This is a genomic window from Piscirickettsia salmonis LF-89 = ATCC VR-1361 (assembly GCF_000297215.2).
GTDB classification, from domain to species: domain Bacteria; phylum Pseudomonadota; class Gammaproteobacteria; order Piscirickettsiales; family Piscirickettsiaceae; genus Piscirickettsia; species Piscirickettsia salmonis.
In genome coordinates, this window is record NZ_AMFF02000020.1 from 37,115 (window position 1) to 57,615 (window position 20,501).

The window sequence follows — 20,501 nt, forward strand, 5'->3', positions numbered from 1 at the left end:
TAAGTTTGTTGTATTTAAAATTAATTTGAAATTGGAATGATCAATCAATGTCAACAGTTCAAATTGAAATCGATGGTGAAAAGCTAGAAGTTCAGCAAGGCTCAATGATTATTGAAGCGGCTGACGAAGCTGGCATTCGTATTCCACGCTTTTGCTACCATAAAAAACTATCGGTGGCTGCAAATTGCAGAATGTGTTTAATCGAAGTTGAAAATGGGCGCAAGCCGATGCCGGCTTGTGCAACCCCAGTCACTGACGGTATGAAAGTTTTTACTAAATCGCCGCTAGCGATTGCATCACAAAAATCAGTGATGGAGTTTTTATTAATTAATCACCCATTGGACTGTCCTATTTGTGATCAAGGGGGGCAGTGTGAGTTACAAGATCTTGCAATGGGCTATGGTAGTGATAGTTCACGCTATGTTGAAGGCAAGCGCTCTGTTAGCGATAAAAATATTGGCCCGTTAATTTCAACAGAATTAACACGCTGTATTCAATGTACGCGTTGCGTACGTTTTGGCACTGAAATTGCCGGAATTCGCGAGCTGGGTATGACTGGCCGTGGTGAGCACTCTGAAATTGGTACTTTTATTAAGCATAGTGTGAACTCTGAAATGTCGGGCAATGTGATTGATGTATGTCCTGTCGGCGCTTTAACGGCTAAGCCTTCACGGTTTACTGCCCGTGCTTGGGAGGTTAGTGCTTTAGAAAGTATTGCACCGCATGATTGCATCGGCTCGAATATTGCGATTCATACCCGTCGCAGTGATGTCATGAGCGTGGCCCCGCGTGAGAATGAAAGCTTAAATGAAGTTTGGATTTCTGATCGCGATCGCTTTTCTTATAAGGGACTGGAGAGTTCTGAGCGTGTTTATAAACCTCAGGTTAAGCGCAATGGAGTGTGGACGGAAGTTGAATGGCAAGATGCATTAAATATCGTCGCTGCACGTATGCATGAAACAGTCAAAGAGCATGGTCCTGAGCAGCTTGGCGCTTTAGCCTCACCCAGTTGCTCTGTTGAAGAGCTTTATTTACTGCAAAAGCTTATGCGCGGATTGGGCTCACATAATATTGATCACCGGTTGCGTGATATTGATTTTTCTGACCAATATGCTGCACCGTTGTATCCACGTTTTGATGGCTCAATTGCTGAGCTTGATGATCAAAATGCACTGTTGCTAATTGGTAGCAATATTCATAAAGAAGTGCCGATTGCTGCGCATCGAGTACGTAAAGCCGCGGTAGGCGGCGCTGCTGTTTCTGCTCTATCGCCTTTGACTTTTACTTATAGTTTTGATGTAAAGCAGTGGGTTGTGCCATTGACAACGTGGCTAAATGCCTTGGCTTTGATAGTTAAACATGCCGCACAAAAAGCAGCGGTGACAGCGGATGCCTCGCTGGTTGATATTGTAAACACTGCCGCCGGTGATCAGGCGAAAGCAGAGCGCATTGCGAGTGAATTACTAGAGGCTGAAAAAGCAACGATTACGTTAGGCTATTATGCACTGACCTCGCCTGAGGCGGCTTTATTTAGAGCGCTGGCTTTTGAATTAGCAAGAATAACTAAGGCTAAAGTATTATTATTAACCGAAGGATCAAATAGTGCAGGTGCTTGGTTAAGCGGCGCTGTACCTCACCGTCTGGTTGCAGGTCATGTGATTGGAGATGCTGCGGGTTACCATACTCAAGAGATGCTTGAGAAAAAATTAAAGCTCTATTTCTTATTGAATACAGAACCAAGTTTTGCTTGTGCAAATTCACATGCGGCGCTTGATGCAGTGAAAAATGCGGATTTTGTTGTTTCGCTCTTGCCATTTAAAAATCACATCATGAATGAATATGTCGATGTTATTTTTCCCATTGCGCCTTTTAGTGAAACTTCAGGCACATTAATTAATGCTGCAGGGGATTGGCAAAGCTTTGCGGCAGCGGTAATGCCTAAAGGTGATGTCCGCCCTGCTTGGAAAGTGTTGCGTGTGCTTGGTAATCTTTTACAGATCGACGGCTTTGATCAAGAGTCCAGCACTGATGTTATTGCTGAGGTTAAGCGTGAGCTAATGCACGCTCAGGCTGATTTGAGTGCAGCGCCTTGGCAAATGACTGAAAACTTAAAAGCGTTTAATTATGGTAATGATGGTGGTCTGACGTTTATTCCGCAACTTTCATTGTATTCAGTGGATGCTTTAGTGCGTCGTGCGAGTGATTTACAGCAAACTGCTGATGCAGCGAAAAAGCAGGTATATATGTCAGTAGCAACACTAGAACGTAAAGGCTTTATTGTCGGTGATAGTGTGAAAATAAAGCACGGTGGCATATCTGCTTTGCATACGGTTGTAGTTGATGATCATGTGCCTGATGGCAGTGTGCTGATTCCAGTGGGCACGGCAGCAGCTGTTGATCTGGCCATGCCTTACCGCTCTGTTGAATTAATACGGGACTAATCGAATGGCAGAAACATTTGCAATAAGTGTGTTGTGGACGCTCCTTAAAATTATCATTATTGTCGTGCCACTGATGTTGGTGGTGGCTTACTATACCTATGCTGAGCGTAAAGTGATTGGTTATATGCAAGACCGTTTAGGCCCGAATCGTGTGGGCGTGTGGGGGCTATTGCAACCGATTGCTGATGGAGCAAAGCTGTTTTTAAAAGAGCGTATTCGCCCCAGCCACTCTAACCGTTTTTTATTTGTTATCGCCCCTGTGTTAACCATTGCACCAGCGCTAGCGGCTTGGGCGGTAGTGCCGTTTGATGCCCATTTAGTACTGGCTAATATCAATGCGGGTGTTTTATATATTTTGGCGATGACTTCGTTGGGTGTGTACGGGGTGATTATCGCCGGTTGGGCATCAAATTCTAAATACGCCATGCTCGGTGCACTGCGTTCTGCGGCTCAAATCGTTTCTTATGAATTAGCGATGGGTTTTGCTCTCATTGGCGTGTTAATCGCTGCAGGTAGCTTAAACCTCAATACGATTATTCAAGCACAAGCGGGTGGTATTTGGCAGTGGTATTGGTTGCCATTGTTTCCCTTATTTATTGTCTACTGGATCTCGGGTGTGGCTGAGACTAACCGGGCGCCGTTTGATGTGGCCGAAGGGGAGTCGGAAATTGTTGCCGGTTTTCATGTTGAGTACTCAGGGATGACTTTTGCGATCTTTTTCTTGGCAGAATATGCCAATATGATTTTGATTTCATTGTTAACTGCAGTATTTTTTATGGGTGGTTGGTTGTCACCATTTCAGGGAATTCCTGGGCTAGATTATTTATTTTCTTGGGTACCTGGAATTGTCTGGCTATTTTTAAAAACCGCTTTTTTTATGTTTTCATACCTGTGGTTTCGAGCCACTTTCCCACGTTTTCGTTATGACCAAATTATGCGTTTAGGCTGGAAGATATTAATTCCTGTGGCTTTGGTGTGGGTCATTGTGGCTGCATTACTGGTTAAGTTTCATATTGGGCCATGGTTTTAAGGGGTAGCTTTAGGTGAAAATATTAAAACAATGGGCTAAAACATTTTTATTAATCGAGTTACTTAAAGGTTTAAAACTAACTTTAAAGCACTTGTTTAGTAAGTCAGTTACAGTTCAATACCCAGAAGAAAAAACACCGATTTCTCCACGTTTTCGTGGTTTGCATGCACTGCGCCGCTACCCAAATGGTGAAGAGCGTTGCATCGCCTGTAAATTATGTGAGGCGGTGTGTCCGGCGTTGGCCATTACCATTGAATCTGAGCAAAGAGAAGATGGCTCACGGCGGACGACACGTTATGATATTGATTTATTCAAGTGTATTTATTGCGGCTTTTGTGAGGAAGCTTGTCCTGTTGATTCTATCGTTGAGACTAAGGTCTTTGATTATCACTTTGAAGAGCGTGGTGAAAATATTATGACCAAAGCTAAACTCTTAGAAATTGGTGATCAATATGAAGAGCAAATTGCCGCTGCAAAAGCGCAAGATGCGCCGTACCGTTAAGGTTAAGGAATAATAAGCAATGTTGATTGAAATTGTCTTTTATTGTTTTGCAGCGCTTGCTATTTTCGGTGCTTGGATGGTGGTAACTGCACGCAATCCAGTCAAAGCAGTACTGGCACTTGTCTTTACCTTTGTGATGAGTGCTGGGGTGTGGATGACAACGCAAGCTGAGTTTTTAGCTCTGTCATTGATTGTTGTTTATGTCGGTGCGGTGATGGTGCTGTTTTTATTTGTTGTGATGATGCTGGATGTTGATGTCGCTGCATTAAAAGCAGGTGCTGCGCGCTATTTACCAATCGGCTTACTGGTTGTTTTACCGATTGTTGCGTTAATGATTTGGCAGGTGGGCCCTGAGCATTTTGGCACGAGTTTATTTGGTCATAAGCCAGTGGTTCATGGGGCAGATTACAGCAATACTAAAGCATTGGGTGAGCTGTTATATACCCGTTATGTTTATGAGTTTATCTTGGCAGCGGCCATTTTATTAGTCGCGATGATGGCGGCGATTTGTTTGGCATTTCGTGGCCCACGTTCAGCACGCACTCAGCACCCTGGTAAGCAAGTGAAAGTACAGCCAAGCGAACGTTTGCGTGTGGTAAAAATGAAAAGTGAGAAGAAAACCACGGGGAAAAGTGATGAATAAAATAGAATCCTGGGGAAGTGCATATGATTAGTCTGTCACAGTATTTAATTTTTGCTGCTATTTTATTTGGTTTGAGTGTCGCAGGGATTTTATTTAATCGTAAAAGTGCAATCACTTTACTGATGAGCATTGAGTTGATGTTGCTGGCTGTTAATACAAACTTTGTCGCATTTTCGCACTATTTAAATGATTTATCTGGCCAGGTGTTTGTATTTTTTATTTTAACTGTAGCGGCAGCTGAAGCGGCAATTGGTCTTGCGATCTTAGCCCTGCTTTTCCGTAATCGTCGCACAATCGATATTGAAGACTTAAATTCATTGAAGGGCTAGGTTGTGGAAAATATAAGACTATTACTCATTGTTCTGACCTTAAGTCCTCTGGTCGGAGCGATTATCGCCGGCTTTGTCGGTAAACGGATTGGACGTACTACCGTGCATACTTTGTGTAGTGCAGCGGTTGCAATCGCTCTTATTCTTTCTATTTATTTATTTGTACAATTAGCCAATGGCAACATAGCACCATTTAACCAGAGTATATATACTTGGGCCAACATTGGTGGCTTGAATTTTAGCGTTGGCTTTTTGCTCGATCGTTTATCGGCTTTTATGTTAATCGTGGTTAATTTTGTTTCGCTGGCCGTGCATATTTATACCATCGGCTATATGAAAGAAGATGATGGTTATATTCGCTTTTTTAGTTATATTTCAGCGTTTACCTTTGCGATGATCACGCTAGTGCTGGCAAATAACTTTTTCTTGCTGTTCTTTGGCTGGGAAGCTGTTGGCTTAGTTTCGTATTTATTAATTGGCTTTTGGTATAAAAAAGACAGTGCAGTGTATGCCAACTTAAAGGCTTTTTTGATTAATCGTGTTGGTGATTTAGGCTTTTTATTGGGCATCGCTGGTGTATTGTATTTATTCGGTTCGCTAGATTATGCAACGGTCTTTAAAATGACTCCAGTATTGGCGGCTGAAGCACCCGTGATTCATATTTGGGGTGATACTTCAGTCAGTGCCTTTAACTTGATTGGTATTTTGTTATTTGTTGGCGCGATGGGTAAATCTGCGCAAGTACCGTTACATAACTGGTTACCAGACTCGATGGAAGGTCCAACGCCTATTTCTGCCTTAATTCACGCGGCAACGATGGTCACCGCTGGGGTGTATATGGTAGCACGCTTGTCGCCACTATATGAGCATGCACCAATAGCCTTGTCAGTGATTATGATCTTAGGTGCGATTACCTGCTTATTTATGGGTCTCTTGGCGATTATTCAAAACGATATTAAACGCATTGTGGCTTATTGTACGTTGTCACAGTTAGGTTACATGGTGGTTGCTTTAGGCGTTTCAGCATATTCATTGGCGATTTTCCACCTCATGAGTCATGCCTTCTTTAAAGCATTGATGTTCTTAGCTGCAGGGTCGGCGATTATTGCTATGCATCATGAGCAAGATATTCGTAAAATGGGTGGTTTGCGCAAATATATGCCAATTACCTACTGGACGATGTTAATTTCTTGTGTGTCACTGATTGCTGTACCTGGCTTTTCAGGCTTTTTCTCGAAAGACTTGATTATTGATGCAGTGGGTGAGTCGCATCGTTGGGGAGCGAGCTTTGCCTATGTTGCCGTACTTGGTACAGCGTTTGTAACGGCTTTATATACGTTTAGAATGTTTTTCTTATGCTTTCACACTAAAGAACGCATGGATGAGCAGACGCGCTCGCATTTAAAAGAATCGCCCAACGTTGTCACTTGGCCATTAATCGTCTTAGCGATTCCGGCAACAATTGCAGGTTACTTCTTTGTCCAACCAGCCTTAAATGGCTTCTTTGGCCAGGCAATTTTTACCTTACCACAGCATGATATTGTGCAAAAACTGGCGGAGCACTTCCCAACGCCAATGTCGATGGTGTTGTATGCACCAAGTACACCGGCGTTTTGGTTGGCATTATCTGGTGTCGCTGTTGCTTGGCTGTTTTATGTGTGGAGACCCGAGCTTGCTGCTATGACGAGAAAGCGTTTAGGGTTTGTTCACTATATTATGGATCGTAAGTACTTTGTTGATGATATTTATCAAGCTGTATTTGGTTGGGGTGGCTACTTGATTGGCTATCTATGCTGGCGTGTTGGTGATGTATTTGTCATTGACGATGGTGTTGTTAATGGCACGGCTGGGCGGATTCGTCGTATTGCTGATGTTATGCGCAAAATACAGTCGAAGTTCTTATTGTACCATTATGCGTTTGCCATGATTGTTGGCTTATTGGTACTGTTATTATGGTTTTTCTTGCCTCATTAAGTGAAGGGTAAATGATGTCACATATGCCACTTTTAAGTATTTTAATCTGGCTGCCGATTGTTGGCGGATTGCTTGTTGCGTTTAGCGAGCGTGGCGAGTACTCTCGTGCGGCAAAATGGGTTGCTGTTATTATTTCATTAGTTTTGCTCGGCTTTTGTATTCCTCTTTACCAAGGCTTTGATCCGCTGACTTATAAAATGCAGTTTGTGGAAAGTCATCGATGGTTTGACTTTGCTAGTTTTAAAGTGCGTTATGGTTTGGGTGTGGATGGAATATCCCTGATTTTAATTTTGTTAACTTGCTTTACTAATTTAATTGTAATTTTGGCTGCTTGGAACTCGGTACGCTATAAAGTCACCCACTATATGGCGATTTTCTTAATCCTCACAGGTATTACCAACGGTGTGTTTGCTGCAACTGATTCGATTTTATTCTATGTGTTTTTTGAGGCAATGCTCATTCCGATGTTCCTTGGTATTGGTGTTTGGGGCGCGAGTCGACGCTCATATGCTGCGATTAAGTTTTTCTTGTATACTTTTTTAGGCTCGATCTTTATGCTGGTTGCCTTTATTTATTTAGGTTATCAAGCAGGGGGAGATTTCTCTATTGCCGGTTTTACCTTATTAAAGATTCCGGCTAATGTGCAAGATTTGCTGTTTTTAGCCTTTTTGGCTGGCTTTGCGGTGAAAGTACCGATGTGGCCAGTGCATACATGGTTGCCGGATGCGCATACTGAAGCACCTGCAGGTGGTTCGGTTATACTTGCCGCTTTAATGTTAAAAGTCGGTGTGTATGGCTTTATTCGTTTTAGTTTACCGATCGTGCCAGGAGTTCATGAGGCGTTTGACTGGTTATTAATTGGCTTGTCTTTAATGGCAATTGTCTATGTCGGTTTTGCATCGCTGGCACAAAAAGATATGAAGCGCTTGATTGCCTATTCATCGGTTTCACATATGGGGTTCTCGACACTGGGAATTTTCATGGCCTTTATGATTATTGGCGTCACAGGGGATCGTGCTGATGCGGTATTGGGTGTGCAGGGTGCAGTGTTTTTAATGTTTTCACATGCGTTTGTATCTGGTGCGCTCTTTATTGGTGTCGGCTATATGTATGACCGTATGCATACACGTATGATTAAAGATTTTGGTGGTGTGACTGCGGTGATGCCGGTATTCGCCGCTTTTTACTTGCTGTTTGCCATGGCCAATGCAGGATTGCCGGGAACCTCTGGTTTTGTTGGTGAATTTCTAGTGATTTTGGCCGCGTTTAAGGCGCATGTGTGGATTGCAGCCTTATCCGCAATAACCTTGGTGGTTGGTGCAGCGTATACCTTGTGGATGTATAAGCGCGTGTTCTTTGGGGCGATTGTGAATGCTAAACTTAAAGATTTAAAAGACATTAATGGTTTAGAACTGCTGATTTTTGTTTTGCTTGCAGTGCCTGTTGTCCTGTTTGGTGTCTATCCGCAAGCGGTTTTACACCTGACTGAAGTAACGGTTCAACACTTTGTTGATGTAGTGATGATCTCATTACATAAGGGGTCCTACCAGTGATGAGCGAATTTCCTGTATTTACACCGGCCATTCCTGAAATTGTGATCTTGGTCATGGCTTGTGTAGTAATGATTGTTGATGTGTATAGCAAAAATGCGAAGAAAAGCATGAGCTATTTTTTAACTTTACTCACCTTAGTGGTGATTGCTTATTTATCTTGGCGTTTGATTGGCCAGCCTGCAACGGTGACTTTCCATGGCGGTTTTATTGCTGATCGTTTAGCGGCGACCTTGAAATTCTTTATGTGCATAGTGCTTGTGATCGTCTTTATTTATAGCCGACGTTATATGCTTGAACGTGATGTCCCTATTGGTGAGTTTTACGGTTTGGGCTTGCTTGCTATGCTTGGCATGATGGTCATGGTCTCTGCGAATAATATGATCGCGATTTATTTAGGTTTGGAGCTATTGTCTTTGCCGATGTATGCGATGGTGGCGATGCGTCGCGGCTCAGGCCGCTCAGCAGAAGCGGCCTTAAAGTATTTTGTTATGGGGGCGATTGCCTCTGCGATGTTGCTCTATGGTATGTCGATGATTTATGGTGTGGCTGCAAGTCTTGACTTGCCTATGATTGCTAAAGCGGTTGCGGCGACAGGATTGTCAGGCAACCCAGTGCTTGTTTTTGGTTTGGTCTTTTTGGTGGTTGGCCTTGGTTTTAAATTTGGTGCAGTACCTTTTCATATGTGGGTGCCTGATGTCTATGAAGGCGCCCCTACGGCGGTAACAGCTTTTGTGAGTACCGCGCCTAAAATTGCCGCCTTTGGTTTAATGTTGCGCCTATTGCTTGAAGGCTTGCCTTCTTTGCAAGGGCAGTGGCAGCAAATGTTAATTATTTTGGCTGTAGTCTCGTTGTTTGTCGGTAATTTCTTGGCAATTGCCCAGAGTAATATTAAACGCATGCTGGCGTATTCGACGATTTCTCATATTGGCTTTGTGCTATTGGCCTTTGCTGCTGGAACGACAGATGGTTATGCGGCATCAATGTTTTATGTCATTGTTTATGCGATTATGTCCGCTGGTGGTTTTGGCTTTATTATGCTGCTTTCGCGTAAAGGCTTTGAGGCTGAGAATATTTCAGACTTAAAAGGCTTGAATCATAAAAATGCTTGGCTGGCTTTTATTATGCTGTTATTTATGGCATCTATGGCGGGGGTTCCACCGTTATTGGGCTTTGATGCTAAATTATTAGTACTCACTGCGCTGATTCAGGGGGGGCATGTTGGTTTGGCGATTTATGCGTTAATCATGTCTGTGGTTGGGGCGTTTTATTATATTCGTATTATTAAAGTCATGTATTTTGAGGAACCTGAAGGCAAAGAAGGCCGTTTAGCTTTGCATTCAAGTAGCCAGGTGATTGTCAGCTTAAATGGCTTGGCACTGTTATTGCTCGGAATTTTTCCAGCAGGATTAATTCACTTAGCCACATTATCTTTTAGTTAAGGCTTGCATTTGTGAGTTCTTTTCTGTAGAATTCCTCCTTGCTGATGCGGGGTGGAGCAGTCTGGTAGCTCGTCGGGCTCATAACCCGAAGGTCGTTGGTTCAAATCCAGCCCCCGCTACCAAGAATTTTGAAAGCCCCTTTTTAGGGGCTTTTTACTAGCTAAAAAAATAAAAAGTGGGCATCGTGCCCACTTTTTATTTGAGGTGGAATGTGAGTGATGAAACACAATGAATCTTTAACTGAGATGCTATCACTAGTGGTAACAGGGTTGGGTTTTGAGCTTTGGGGGATAGAGCAAGTACCTCAAGGTGCTCAGTCAGTTTTGCGTGTTTATATAGAAGGTCCAGAGGGTGTGACGGTAGAGGACTGTGCGACAGTCAGTCGTCAGATTGGAGCGGTACTTGATGTTGAAGACCCTATTGCTGGGAATTATTCATTGGAGGTTTCGTCCCCTGGCCTAGATCGGTTATTGTTTACATCAGAGCAATATCAGCGTTACCTTGAGCAAGAATTGCAAATTCGCTTAAAAATTCTGAATAATGGCAAACGTAGAATTCGTGGTCGCTTAACTGCAGTGACAGAACAGGGGGTTTGTATTGATGTAAAGGATGAGCAGTTTGATATTCGCTGGGCAGATATTGATCGTGCGAATGTGTTTACGAAGTTTTAGACGTTTGATTTTAGAAATATAACTAGTTTTAGTCATTAAACAACCAACATCTTGAGATAGGAAAGCGAGGCGAACGATGGGCAATAAAGAAATCCTGTTTATTGTCGAGGCCATTTCAAATGAGAAAGGTGTCGATAAAGACATTATTTTTGAGGCTGTGGAGACTGCACTGGCTGCAGCAACACGCAAGCGTAGTGGCATTGATATGGATGTGCGCGTTGATATTGATCAAAAAACCGGAGACTACGATACCTATCGTCGTTGGACAGTCATTGATGATGATGAGGTTGAAGATACATTAGAGTCACCAGATCGGGAGGTTTGGCTGAGTGTGCATCGTCAAGAAAATGCCGCAGCAAAGCCGGGTGATATTATTGAAGAACCGATGGCGTCGATTGAGTTCGGTCGGATTGCAGCTCAAACGGCGCGTCAGGTGATTATGCAAAAAGTCCGTGAGGCTGAGCGTAATAAAATTGCTGAAGCTTATTTGTCTCGTGTCGGTGAACTGGTTTCCGGTGTGGTCAAACGAGCAACCCGTGAGAGCATTATCATTGACTTAGGTGCAGCGGGTGCTGAGGCGATGCTGCCACGGGAGCAGATGATCGACCGAGAAATTTTCCGTCCAGGCGATCGTGTGCGAGCATACCTGATGGAAGTCCGTAAAGAAGCACGTGGCCCACAGTTGATTTTAACGCGCGCCAGTAATGAATTTTTATTAGAATTATTTAAAATTGAAGTCCCTGAAGTATCAGAAGAGCTTATTGAGATTAAAGCGGTCGCACGTGACCCAGGGTTGCGGGCAAAAGTTGCAGTGAAAACCAATGACCAGCGCTTAGATCCGATTGGCGCTTGTGTGGGCATGCGTGGTGCGCGTGTGCAAGCGATTTCAGGTGAGTTAAATAATGAGCGAATTGATATTGTCCTTTGGGATGATAATCCGATGCAATTGGTGATTAATGCGATGAGTCCAGCTGAAGTGGATTCTATTGTGGTTGATGAAGATAGTCATAGTATGGATATTGCTGTGGCCGAAGAGTCGCTCTCTCAAGCGATTGGTCGCAATGGTCAGAATGTGCGTTTAGCTTCTGGTCTGACCGGTTGGACATTAAATGTTATGAGCGTAAATGATGCGAATGAAAAGAACCAGGCGGAAGTTGAAAAATTATTAAAAACCTTTATTGATAAGCTCGGCATTGATGATGAAACTGCTGAGGTGTTGATTGAAGAAGGTTTTGCGTCGATCGAAGAGATCGCCTATGTACCACAGCAGGAAATGATGGAGCTTGAGGGCTTTGATGAAGAGATAGTAACGGAATTGCGTCAGCGTGCTAAAGATGCACTGTTAACTCAAGAGTTAGCTGATGAGGCGCAGCTTGAGGAATTTGGCTTGACTGATGAGTTACTCAATATGGAAGGGATGACACGAGACTTAGCGCTGAAGTTGGCTAAGCATGAAATTTTAACGATGGATGATTTAGCCGAGCAAGCAGTGGCCGATTTACTTGAGATCACAACAGAGCTCAATGAGAAAGAAGCAGGTCAGCTTATTATGACGGCTAGAGCACCATGGTTTGCTGAGGACAATAAAGACTAAGTTGGGGAGGCAGAGTATGTCAGAAGTCAATGTAAAAAGTTTAGCAAGTTCAATTGGTGTTGATGTTGAACGCTTATTAAGGCACTTAGAAGAAGCGGGTTTACCAGCAACAGGCCCAGAGCAGGTGTTAACAGATAAAGATAAGACGATGTTGCTGAGCTTTTTGAAAAAATCGCATGGTAGTAGTGATGTGAGCGAAGTGCCACGTAAAATTACTTTGCGTCGCAAAGAGCATAGTGAATTAAAAGTTAAGTCTGCTGATGGTGGGCGTAAAACGGTTAATATTCAGGTCAAGAAAAAGCGTACCTATGTAAAAAAAGATCCTGAGCTTGAAGCGAAAGAAGCGGAATTAAAAGCCGGTGAAGAAGCTGAGCATCTAGCAGCGCTAGAGGTCGAGCGTTTGGCTGAACAGCAAGCCAAGCAAGAGCAGCTTGCAGCTGAGCAAAAGCGTAAAGAAGAGGCTAAACGCCAGGCTGAATTGAAAAAAGCAGCAGAGCAAGAGCAAAAGAAAGCTCAAGCAGAACAAGATCCTGAAAAAGCAGAAAAAGAGCGCTTAGAGAAGGAATTGGCTGAGCGTCGTCAAGCTGAGCTTGAAGCCAAACGTGTTGCCGCAGAAGAAGAAGCACGTCGCCAAACGGCACTAGAGGCTGAGCGTATTGCTAAGCTTGCGCCTGTTCAGCAAAAAAGCGCTCTAGATGAGCCAGATAATAAATTAGAAGAAGAGCATCACACCCACACGAAAAAAGTCACGGCGACTGATTGGGTTGAGCAAGGTATTACAGCGACGGATATGGAGCGCCAAGCCAAGCGTAGCAAGTCCAAGCGTGCAGCGGCAAAGCAAGAAGCGCGCGGTGGTGCTAGACGCGGCAGAAAAGGCCGGGGTGGGCAGAAAGCTGGCGAGCAATTGCAGCATGCGTTTTCTAAGCCGACGGCGCCTGTTAAGCGTGAGGTTGCTATTTCTGAGGCCATTACGGTGGCAGAGCTGGCACAGAAAATGTCAGTCAAAGGTGCTGAAGTTGTTAAAATTTTGATGAAAATGGGCGTGATGGCGACGATCAATCAGGTTCTTGATCAAGATACTGCTGTTTTAATTGTTGAAGAATTAGGCCATATACCGAAAATTTTACAAGAAAATGCTATGGAAGTTGCAGTGCTTGCTGCGGCAAACGTTGAGGGTGAGCAAGAGCAACGGGCGCCTGTGGTCACGATTATGGGTCATGTCGATCATGGTAAAACTTCTCTACTTGATTATATTCGTCGTGCCAAAGTGGCTGCTGGTGAAGCCGGTGGAATTACTCAGCACATTGGTGCGTATCAGGTTAAACATGAGCGCGGTACGATTACTTTTCTAGATACTCCTGGACACGCAGCCTTTACGGCGATGCGAGCACGGGGAGCTAATTGTACGGATGTTGTGGTATTAGTTGTTGCTGCCGATGATGGTGTGATGCCGCAGACCATCGAAGCGATTCAACATGCACGCGCCGCTGAAGTACCGCTGGTTGTTGCAGTCAATAAGATAGATAAAGATTCCGCTGATTTAGATCGTGTGCGTACTGAACTTAGTCAACATGAGGTGATTTCTGAGGACTGGGGAGGAGACACTATGTTTATCAATGTCTCTGCTAAAACGGGTCAGGGGATTGATGATTTATTAGATAGTATTTTATTGCAAGCTGAGGTTCTCGAGTTACAAGCACCGGTTAGTGCGCCAGCACAAGGGGTTGTGCTTGAGGCACGCTTGGATAAAGGGCGGGGCTCAGTGGCTTCTTTATTAGTGCAAAAAGGCACTTTAAAACAGGGTGATATTGTGCTTGCGGGGCTAGAGTATGGCCGTGTGCGCGCGATGCATGATGATTTAGGCCATACGACTAAATCGGTAGGACCCTCTTGTCCGGTTGAGATTTTAGGCTTATCTGGCACACCGAATGGTGGTGATGAGTTTAGTGTAGTTGCTGATGAGAAGAAAGCGCGCGAAGTGGCCTTGTTCCGTCAAGGTAAATACCGTGAGGTAAAGCTCGCGCGTCAGCAAGCAAATAAGCTTTCGGCGATGTTTGAAGGCATGACAGAAGGTGATGTTGGTACGTTAAATATTTTGGTGAAGACGGATGTGCAAGGCTCACTAGAAGCATTGACGGAGTCATTAACAAAATTATCAACGGATGAAGTTAAAGTTAAAGTCATCGCAAGCGGTGTTGGCGGTATCACTGAATCTGATGTTAACTTAGCCATGGCATCGAATGCGGTCATGGTCGGTTTTAATGTGCGTGCTGATTTAAGTGCGCGTCGCCTAGCTGCTGCTGAAGAGTTAGAAATTCGTTATTATAGTGTGATTTACGACATCATTAATGATGTTAAAGCAGCAATGTCTGGTTTACTCTCTCCTGAAGTGAAGGAACAGATTACCGGTGTGGCGGAAGTTCGTGAAGTTTACCGCTCTTCTAAATTAGGCGCTGTTGCTGGCTGTATGGTCGTTGATGGAACGGTCAAGCGCAATAACCCGATTCGGATATTACGTGATAATGTGGTGATTTATGAAGGTGAACTTGAATCATTAAGACGTTTTAAAGACGATGTACCGGATGTTCGCAATGGTATGGAGTGTGGTATAGGCGTGAAGAATTATAATGATATTAAGGTCGGTGATCAGATCGAAGTATTCGAGAAAATCGAGGTAGCTAGGCAGCTATAGTGCGAGTAAAGCGAGCTGCCTACTGGCAACCTTATTTAAAGGTAGAAGATGAAAGAGTATAGTCGTACCCAGCGTATTGCAGACCAGATGCAAAAAGAGCTGGCTGAGTTGTTACAGCAAGAGATGAAAGATCCCCGCATCGGTATGATTACGGTGTCAGGTGTGGACGTGTCTAAAGACCTTGCGCATGCCAAAGTGTATGTGACCATGATGGAAGAGGCCGAAGCGCGTGAAGAAACTCTTGTTGTATTGCAAAAAGCTGCAGGCTTTTTACGCTCTATGTTGGCTAAACGCATGAATTTGCGTGCAACGCCTAAGTTGCGCTTTGAATATGATGGTTCGACTGAACAGGGTAATGCCCTATCCGCTTTGATTAATAAAGCACTGTATGACAAATCATAATGGCCAGACGTAACAAGGGCCGAGCGCTAAACGGCATTATATTGCTGGATAAGCCGACTGGGCTAAGCTCAAATCATGCCTTGCAGCGGGTGAAGCGTTGTTATCAAGCACAAAAAGCGGGCCATACTGGAACGCTAGATCCCTTAGCTACGGGGATGTTACCGATTTGTTTTGGTGAGGCGACTAAGTTTTCACGTTTTCTGCTTGATACTGATAAGTGCTATCAAACTGTTGCAACCTTGGGTGAGCGCACAGACACGCTTGATAGTGAAGGTGAGGTGATCGAATCTTTGCCGGCTAAGATGACTGAGACTGATATTATTGGCATATTGCCAAATTTCCGCGGTGAAATCACACAAATTCCGCCCATGTATTCGGCCTTAAAGCAAGATGGTCGGCCGTTATATAAACTCGCACGCCAAGGGGTTGAGGTTGAGCGCGTTGCTCGTGATGTAACGGTTTATGAGCTAGAGCTGATGGCATTAAAGCAAGATCAGGCCAAATTGCAAGCGCAATTTCAGGTGCACTGTAGCAAAGGGACCTATATTCGTAGTCTCGTTGATGATATCGGTCAGGTATTAGGCTGTGGTGCTCATGTTAGTGAGTTGCGCCGGACTAAAGTGGCTCATTTTAGTGAAGAGCAGCTCGTGCCTTGGCCTGTGATAGAAGGCCTTGCTAAACAAGGTGATTTAGCTGGCTTAGATGCTTATTTATTGCCGATAGAGTCAATGTTGCAAGGCATGCCAGAATTGCGCTTAACAGCAGAAATGGCGTACTATATGCGCACGGGACGGCCCGTTTCTTTAAATACACAACAAGCGATTGGCGCTTATGTTTGTGTGTTTGATGAAAAAGCACACCAATTCATAGGTGTCGCTGAAGTTGTGGCAGAGAATCAGCTCAAAGCAGTTCGATTGTTGGCTACAGAAGTAAGTAATTGCTAGTGATTAGATTATATTAATTTTTATCCTAGCGTTAATTAATAATTAAGTTGGAGTATATCTCTTATGTTAAGCAGCACTGATAAAGAACAAATTGTTCGCGACTTCCAACGTGCCGAAGGGGACACGGGTTCTCCAGAAGTACAAGTTGCATTATTGTCTTCGCGTATCAAGTATCTAACCGACCACTTTAAAACGCATCACCATGACTTTCATTCACGCCGCGGCCTCGTTCGTCTCGTTAGCCAGCGTCGTAAGTTATTGGATTACTTAAAGCGTAAAGACGTTGAACGTTACCGTTCACTGATCGCGCGTTTAGGTCTGCGTCGATAAAGTCGTTTCTCCAAAGCTGCAGCTGCTTGCGGCTTTGGAGCTTTCTTACAATTAAGGAAACATCAACGTGAACGCAATAAAAAAAGTTTTTCAATATGGCAAACACACAGTCACGCTAGAGACAGGTGAAATTGCACGTCAAGCCTCTGGGGCTGTGGTTGTTCATATGGGCGGCACTTCGGTATTAGTTACCGCGGTTGCTCAAAAAGAAAGCGTTGAAGGGCGTGATTTTTTCCCTTTAACTGTTAATTATCAAGAAAAAACATACGCTGCTGGGAAAATTCCAGGTGGTTTTTTCAAACGTGAAGGTAAGCCTACAGAAAAAGAAACCTTAGCCTGTCGCTTAATAGACCGGCCATTGCGTCCGCTTTTTCCAAAAGCATTTATTAATGAAGTCCAGGTTGTTGTAACTGTATTATCTTGGGATCCTGAGGTTGATCCTGAAATCCCAGCCATGATTGGTGCTTCTGCGGCTTTATCCATTTCGGGGGTACCATTTTTGGGTCCGATGGGAGCGGCACGTGTTGGCTATATCAATGGTGAATATGTTCTTAATCCAACCAATGAAGAATTAGAAAAGTCAGCACTTGAGCTTGTTGTTGCAGGAACGCGCAGTGCCGTATTGATGGTGGAGTCTGAAGCGAAAGAGTTATCAGAAGAAGTGATGTTAAATGCCGTATTATTTGGGCATGAGCAGTCACAAGCAGTTATTAGCGCCATCGATGAGTTTGTCCAAGAAGCGGGTAAACCGGCCTGGGATTGGTTACCTCCTGCCGAAGATACTGAAGCGAATACAAAAGTTAGTGAACATGCACGTGTTGCTTTAGAAGCGGCATATAAAATTCAAGAAAAGCAAACACGTTATGCCGCAGTTGCACAAGCAAAAGAAGCGGTCTTAGCGACTCTTGTCAGTGATGATGAAAATGCTTTGGATCAAGTGCGCGCAACTAAAGCATTTAGTCGATTAGAACGTGATATCGTTCGTGGTAATATTTTGGCCGGTGAACGTCGTATAGACGGTCGTGATACACGGACAGTGCGCCCTATTTTTGTTAAAAATAAACTATTAGCGCGTACGCATGGTTCTGCGTTGTTTACCCGTGGTGAGACGCAAGCGATTGTTGTTGCAACCTTGGGATCAGAGCGCGATGCGCAGTTAATCGATTCGCCCTTGGGTGAGCGCAAAGACTCGTTTATGTTGCACTATAACTTTCCACCGTACTCTGTTGGTGAGACAGGGATGGTTGGCGCACCAAAACGGCGTGAAATTGGTCATGGCCGTCTAGCACGTCGTGCTATTGCTGCAGTGTTGCCAACACTGGATGAATTCCCATATGTTATGCGTGTAGTGTCTGAAATTACTGAGTCGAATGGCTCAAGCTCCATGGCCACGGTGTGTGGAACCTCTCTTGCTTTACTGGATGCAGGTGTGCCGATTAAAGCGCCTGTTGCAGGTATTGCCATGGGCTTGATTAAAGATGATGAGCGTTTTGCTGTATTATCTGATATTTTGGGTGATGAAGATCATTTAGGTGATATGGACTTTAAAGTCGCTGGAACTGAGCGTGGTGTGACGGCTTTACAAATGGATATTAAGATCGAGGGTATTACCAAAGAAATCATGGGTGCGGCACTGGCACAAGCTTATGATGGACGTATGCATATTCTTGATAAAATGAACAGTGTTGTGGCTGCGCCGAGTGCTTTATCTGAATTTGCACCGCGTATTACGACGATTAAGATTCCTGCGGATAAAATTCGTGACTTAATCGGTCCGGGTGGGGCGACGATTCGTAATTTAACCGAAGAGACAAATACTAGCATTGATATAGACGATGATGGTTTAGTGAAAATCTCAGCGGTGGATGCGGAAAAAGCAGCCGAGGCGAAAGCGCGCATTGAAGATATCACTATGGTCATTGAGATTGGTAAAGTTTATCCAGGAACGGTGACCAATATTCGTGATTTTGGTGGCTTTGTAGCATTGGCTTCAGGTAAACAAGGCTTAGTGCATATTTCACAGATTTGTGAAGAACGTGTGAACCAGGTTAGTGATCGTTTGAGTGAAGGCCAAAGTGTTAAGGTGAAGGTGCTGGATATTGATCGCCAGGGCCGTATTCGCTTAACGATGAAAGGCATTGATCAACAAACCGGTGAGGTCATTGTAAAGCCAGTAGAGTCAGTTACAGCAGCTGAACCTGAATCAGAACAACAACAAGATACGTCTGCACCTGAATAAGTGAAGTGTGGATGTCATCATAGTAAGAGTTATAGAGCGAGCGTGCATATGCGCACGCTCTTTTTTTATGTAGGTGACAGATGCAAGGTGAGCATAGCCTGTTTATGTTTAATACCGATCTCACTCATGCACAGGTACATGCTCATGTACATCGAGAGGGTGAGCGTTTTCTGCGCTTTGCTAATTTATTGTTACTTGTGTTTAAAGTTCCGAATATAGATCACGATCCGTCTTTGCTTAAACAGACCTTATTATCTGTACGCTCTTTTTTATTACAAGACATTTTCCCAGGCTATACGCTTTCTATTGGCGTTGATGAATTACTGCGATGGTTTAGTGATTTTTTAAAACAAATGCAGATTGAACACATTGAGTGTTCTCGTCTTTTAATGCAGCTCAGTGCGTGGCGTCAAGAGCTCAATCAATTATTAGAATCCTGCTTTGACCAGTTTATTTCTCTGCTCTGGGATAAATTACAATCGAGTGTCGCCTTGAGTTTATATGAGTGTTATAGTCAATGGCTACAGTTATGTGATGATACTGTACAAACTCTGGGAAATATTGTGTTAGATGTTGTTAATAGGCGAGGTTTTCCAGGTCAAGAGCAGATAACAGCATGCTAGATTTGACGCAGTTAGAGCAAGAAGTATTCGATTATCAGACGCGTTTACAAGAGCTTGCTGCTTTAACCAAAGAAGAAAGCCGGTCAGACATTATGCCAGAACAGGCATTAGTGGGCGAGCTGATTGCTGAAAATAGCTTATGGCAGCTGCAAAGCTACAGTAATAATAAAACTGGGCGGCCTTTATTAGTGGTTTATGCCTTATTAAATAGTCCGCGTATTTTAGACTTATCAAAAGATTGCTCTTTTTTGGCCGGATTAATTAGGGCAGGTTTTGATGTTTATTTATTATCTTGGAAAAATGACCAACATGTCGCCGGTGTGCGTTCTTATCATGAATATATTATTAACCAGGGCCTGAGCCAGGCTGTAGATACGGTGTTATTGCATTGTAAACAGTCGCAGTTAGAGTTATTAGGTGTCTGCCAAGGTGGGGTGTTTAGCCTCTGTTTAAGCCTATTACAGCCAGACAAGTTAAAGCGCTTAATTCTAATGGGGGCACCGGTTAATTTTCATACTGCTGATAATACTTTGATGCAGCGCGCTAAGCAGTCTATCGCACTGAAAGGTCAGCTTAATTATGTAAGGACAAAGGCTGGAAAGCTGATTAATTCTCGTAGTATTAATCATTGGTTGGCATGCCAGCAGCCTACCCGTTTATTGATGCTCAAATATGCAAACTTTATTCATTTAGAATCGCAGCAGCGTCATGAATTTCATCAGTTAGAACAGTGGTTATGGGATTCAGGTTGGTTATCTGCTGATGCATTGAATGAGTTTATAGACGACTTTTATGTGAATAATCTTTTATTTTCTGGTCGATTATTGATTGAAGAACAGCCGCTTTATCTTGCTAACTTAGCTGTGCCAACGTTAAATTTATATGCTAATCATGATTCATTGGTGCCTGCCAGTGCAAGTCAAGCACTAGGCCAAGTTGTTCAGCATGAGCGATTGGATTATCAAGAATATGGCTTTAATACGGGCCATATTGGTTTGTACATTAGTAATAAAGTACAAAAGCAGGTGATTGAAAGAATTGTGATGACTATAGAAAAATAATAGCCCTCAGTGTGAGGGCTTGGTAAAGTCAGTA

Annotated in this window: 17 protein-coding genes and 1 tRNA gene; all 18 read left to right on the forward strand. The window is 43.7% G+C overall.

All coding sequences use genetic code 11. The features are described from left to right. The first annotated feature begins 47 nt into the window (after positions 1-47). The 18 genes from nuoG (at position 48) to C200_RS02460 (ending at position 20,467) form a co-directional block, all read left to right on the forward strand. Positions 48-2,441, forward strand: coding sequence for an NADH-quinone oxidoreductase subunit NuoG (nuoG, locus tag C200_RS02375; RefSeq protein WP_016209249.1), 2,394 nt, complete (start codon positions 48-50; stop codon positions 2,439-2,441). 4 nt (positions 2,442-2,445) lie between these two features. After that, positions 2,446-3,471, forward strand: a complete 1,026-nt coding sequence (gene nuoH / locus C200_RS02380) for an NADH-quinone oxidoreductase subunit NuoH (RefSeq protein ID WP_032126235.1) — start codon at positions 2,446-2,448, stop codon at positions 3,469-3,471. A 13-nt stretch (positions 3,472-3,484) separates the two neighbouring features. Beyond that, positions 3,485-3,973: an NADH-quinone oxidoreductase subunit NuoI gene (gene nuoI / locus C200_RS02385; RefSeq protein ID WP_016209275.1), complete on the forward strand. Its 489-nt coding sequence runs from the start codon at positions 3,485-3,487 to the stop codon at positions 3,971-3,973. Between the two features lie 19 nt (positions 3,974-3,992). Beyond that, positions 3,993-4,616 carry an NADH-quinone oxidoreductase subunit J gene (locus C200_RS02390; RefSeq protein WP_016209288.1) on the forward strand — a complete coding sequence of 208 codons (624 nt, stop codon included), beginning with the start codon at positions 3,993-3,995 and terminating at the stop codon, positions 4,614-4,616. A gap of 23 nt (positions 4,617-4,639) precedes the next feature. Then, positions 4,640-4,945 carry an NADH-quinone oxidoreductase subunit NuoK gene (gene nuoK, locus C200_RS02395; protein WP_016209309.1) on the forward strand — a complete coding sequence of 102 codons (306 nt, stop codon included), beginning with the start codon at positions 4,640-4,642 and terminating at the stop codon, positions 4,943-4,945. A gap of 3 nt (positions 4,946-4,948) precedes the next feature. Further along, complete coding sequence (gene nuoL / locus C200_RS02400) at positions 4,949-6,919, forward strand: NADH-quinone oxidoreductase subunit L (protein ID WP_016209256.1); 1,971 nt, start codon at positions 4,949-4,951, stop codon at positions 6,917-6,919. A 14-nt stretch (positions 6,920-6,933) separates the two neighbouring features. Beyond that, entirely contained in the window at positions 6,934-8,472 is a 1,539-nt protein-coding gene (locus C200_RS02405; protein WP_016209272.1) for a complex I subunit 4 family protein, read from the forward strand. Next, positions 8,472-9,911 (forward strand): NADH-quinone oxidoreductase subunit NuoN, encoded by a 1,440-nt coding sequence (gene nuoN / locus C200_RS02410; protein WP_016209289.1) that lies wholly within the window; start codon positions 8,472-8,474, stop codon positions 9,909-9,911. The genes C200_RS02405 and nuoN overlap by 1 nt, the downstream gene beginning before the upstream one ends. A 45-nt stretch (positions 9,912-9,956) precedes the next feature. Next, positions 9,957-10,033 (forward strand) — tRNA-Met (locus C200_RS02415). 96 nt (positions 10,034-10,129) lie between these two features. Then, positions 10,130-10,582: a ribosome maturation factor RimP gene (gene rimP / locus C200_RS02420; protein WP_016209273.1), complete on the forward strand. Its 453-nt coding sequence runs from the start codon at positions 10,130-10,132 to the stop codon at positions 10,580-10,582. Positions 10,583-10,658: 76 nt separating this feature from the next. After that, complete coding sequence (nusA, locus tag C200_RS02425; RefSeq protein ID WP_016209245.1) at positions 10,659-12,176, forward strand: transcription termination factor NusA; 1,518 nt, start codon at positions 10,659-10,661, stop codon at positions 12,174-12,176. Positions 12,177-12,192: 16 nt separating this feature from the next. After that, entirely contained in the window at positions 12,193-14,868 is a 2,676-nt protein-coding gene (gene infB / locus C200_RS02430) for a translation initiation factor IF-2 (RefSeq protein ID WP_016209251.1), read from the forward strand. 48 nt (positions 14,869-14,916) lie between these two features. After that, positions 14,917-15,270 (forward strand): 30S ribosome-binding factor RbfA, encoded by a 354-nt coding sequence (gene rbfA, locus C200_RS02435; RefSeq protein WP_016209267.1) that lies wholly within the window; start codon positions 14,917-14,919, stop codon positions 15,268-15,270. After that, positions 15,270-16,214: a tRNA pseudouridine(55) synthase TruB gene (gene truB / locus C200_RS02440; RefSeq protein WP_032126237.1), complete on the forward strand. Its 945-nt coding sequence runs from the start codon at positions 15,270-15,272 to the stop codon at positions 16,212-16,214. The genes rbfA and truB overlap by 1 nt, the downstream gene beginning before the upstream one ends. 63 nt (positions 16,215-16,277) lie before the next feature. After that, positions 16,278-16,544 (forward strand): 30S ribosomal protein S15, encoded by a 267-nt coding sequence (rpsO, locus tag C200_RS02445; protein WP_016209298.1) that lies wholly within the window; start codon positions 16,278-16,280, stop codon positions 16,542-16,544. Between the two features lie 67 nt (positions 16,545-16,611). Beyond that, positions 16,612-18,783, forward strand: a complete 2,172-nt coding sequence (pnp, locus tag C200_RS02450; protein ID WP_016209282.1) for a polyribonucleotide nucleotidyltransferase — start codon at positions 16,612-16,614, stop codon at positions 18,781-18,783. 80 nt (positions 18,784-18,863) lie between these two features. Beyond that, the gene (locus C200_RS02455) at positions 18,864-19,406 is read left to right on the forward strand and encodes a hypothetical protein (protein ID WP_016209294.1); all 543 of its coding nucleotides are present in this window, start codon (positions 18,864-18,866) and stop codon (positions 19,404-19,406) included. Continuing rightward, complete coding sequence (locus C200_RS02460) at positions 19,400-20,467, forward strand: alpha/beta fold hydrolase (RefSeq protein WP_016209276.1); 1,068 nt, start codon at positions 19,400-19,402, stop codon at positions 20,465-20,467. Before C200_RS02455 ends, C200_RS02460 begins: the two co-directional genes overlap by 7 nt. The last annotated feature ends 34 nt before the right edge of the window (positions 20,468-20,501 follow it).

Bases quoted from the DNA above. Each gene is read 5' to 3' on its own strand.
- nuoG (WP_016209249.1), top strand. From the start codon at position 48: ATGTCAACAGTTCAAATTGAAATCGATGGTGAAAAGCTAGAAGTTCAG.
- rpsO (WP_016209298.1), top strand. From the start codon at position 16,278: ATGTTAAGCAGCACTGATAAAGAACAAATTGTTCGCGACTTCCAACGT.
- nuoH (WP_032126235.1), top strand. From the start codon at position 2,446: ATGGCAGAAACATTTGCAATAAGTGTGTTGTGGACGCTCCTTAAAATT.
- C200_RS02405 (WP_016209272.1), top strand. From the start codon at position 6,934: ATGTCACATATGCCACTTTTAAGTATTTTAATCTGGCTGCCGATTGTT.
- rbfA (WP_016209267.1), top strand. From the start codon at position 14,917: ATGAAAGAGTATAGTCGTACCCAGCGTATTGCAGACCAGATGCAAAAA.
- C200_RS02390 (WP_016209288.1), top strand. From the start codon at position 3,993: ATGTTGATTGAAATTGTCTTTTATTGTTTTGCAGCGCTTGCTATTTTC.
- nuoK (WP_016209309.1), top strand. From the start codon at position 4,640: ATGATTAGTCTGTCACAGTATTTAATTTTTGCTGCTATTTTATTTGGT.
- truB (WP_032126237.1), top strand. From the start codon at position 15,270: ATGGCCAGACGTAACAAGGGCCGAGCGCTAAACGGCATTATATTGCTG.
- infB (WP_016209251.1), top strand. From the start codon at position 12,193: ATGTCAGAAGTCAATGTAAAAAGTTTAGCAAGTTCAATTGGTGTTGAT.
- nusA (WP_016209245.1), top strand. From the start codon at position 10,659: ATGGGCAATAAAGAAATCCTGTTTATTGTCGAGGCCATTTCAAATGAG.
- rimP (WP_016209273.1), top strand. From the start codon at position 10,130: ATGAAACACAATGAATCTTTAACTGAGATGCTATCACTAGTGGTAACA.
- C200_RS02460 (WP_016209276.1), top strand. From the start codon at position 19,400: ATGCTAGATTTGACGCAGTTAGAGCAAGAAGTATTCGATTATCAGACG.
- nuoN (WP_016209289.1), top strand. From the start codon at position 8,472: ATGAGCGAATTTCCTGTATTTACACCGGCCATTCCTGAAATTGTGATC.
- C200_RS02455 (WP_016209294.1), top strand. From the start codon at position 18,864: ATGCAAGGTGAGCATAGCCTGTTTATGTTTAATACCGATCTCACTCAT.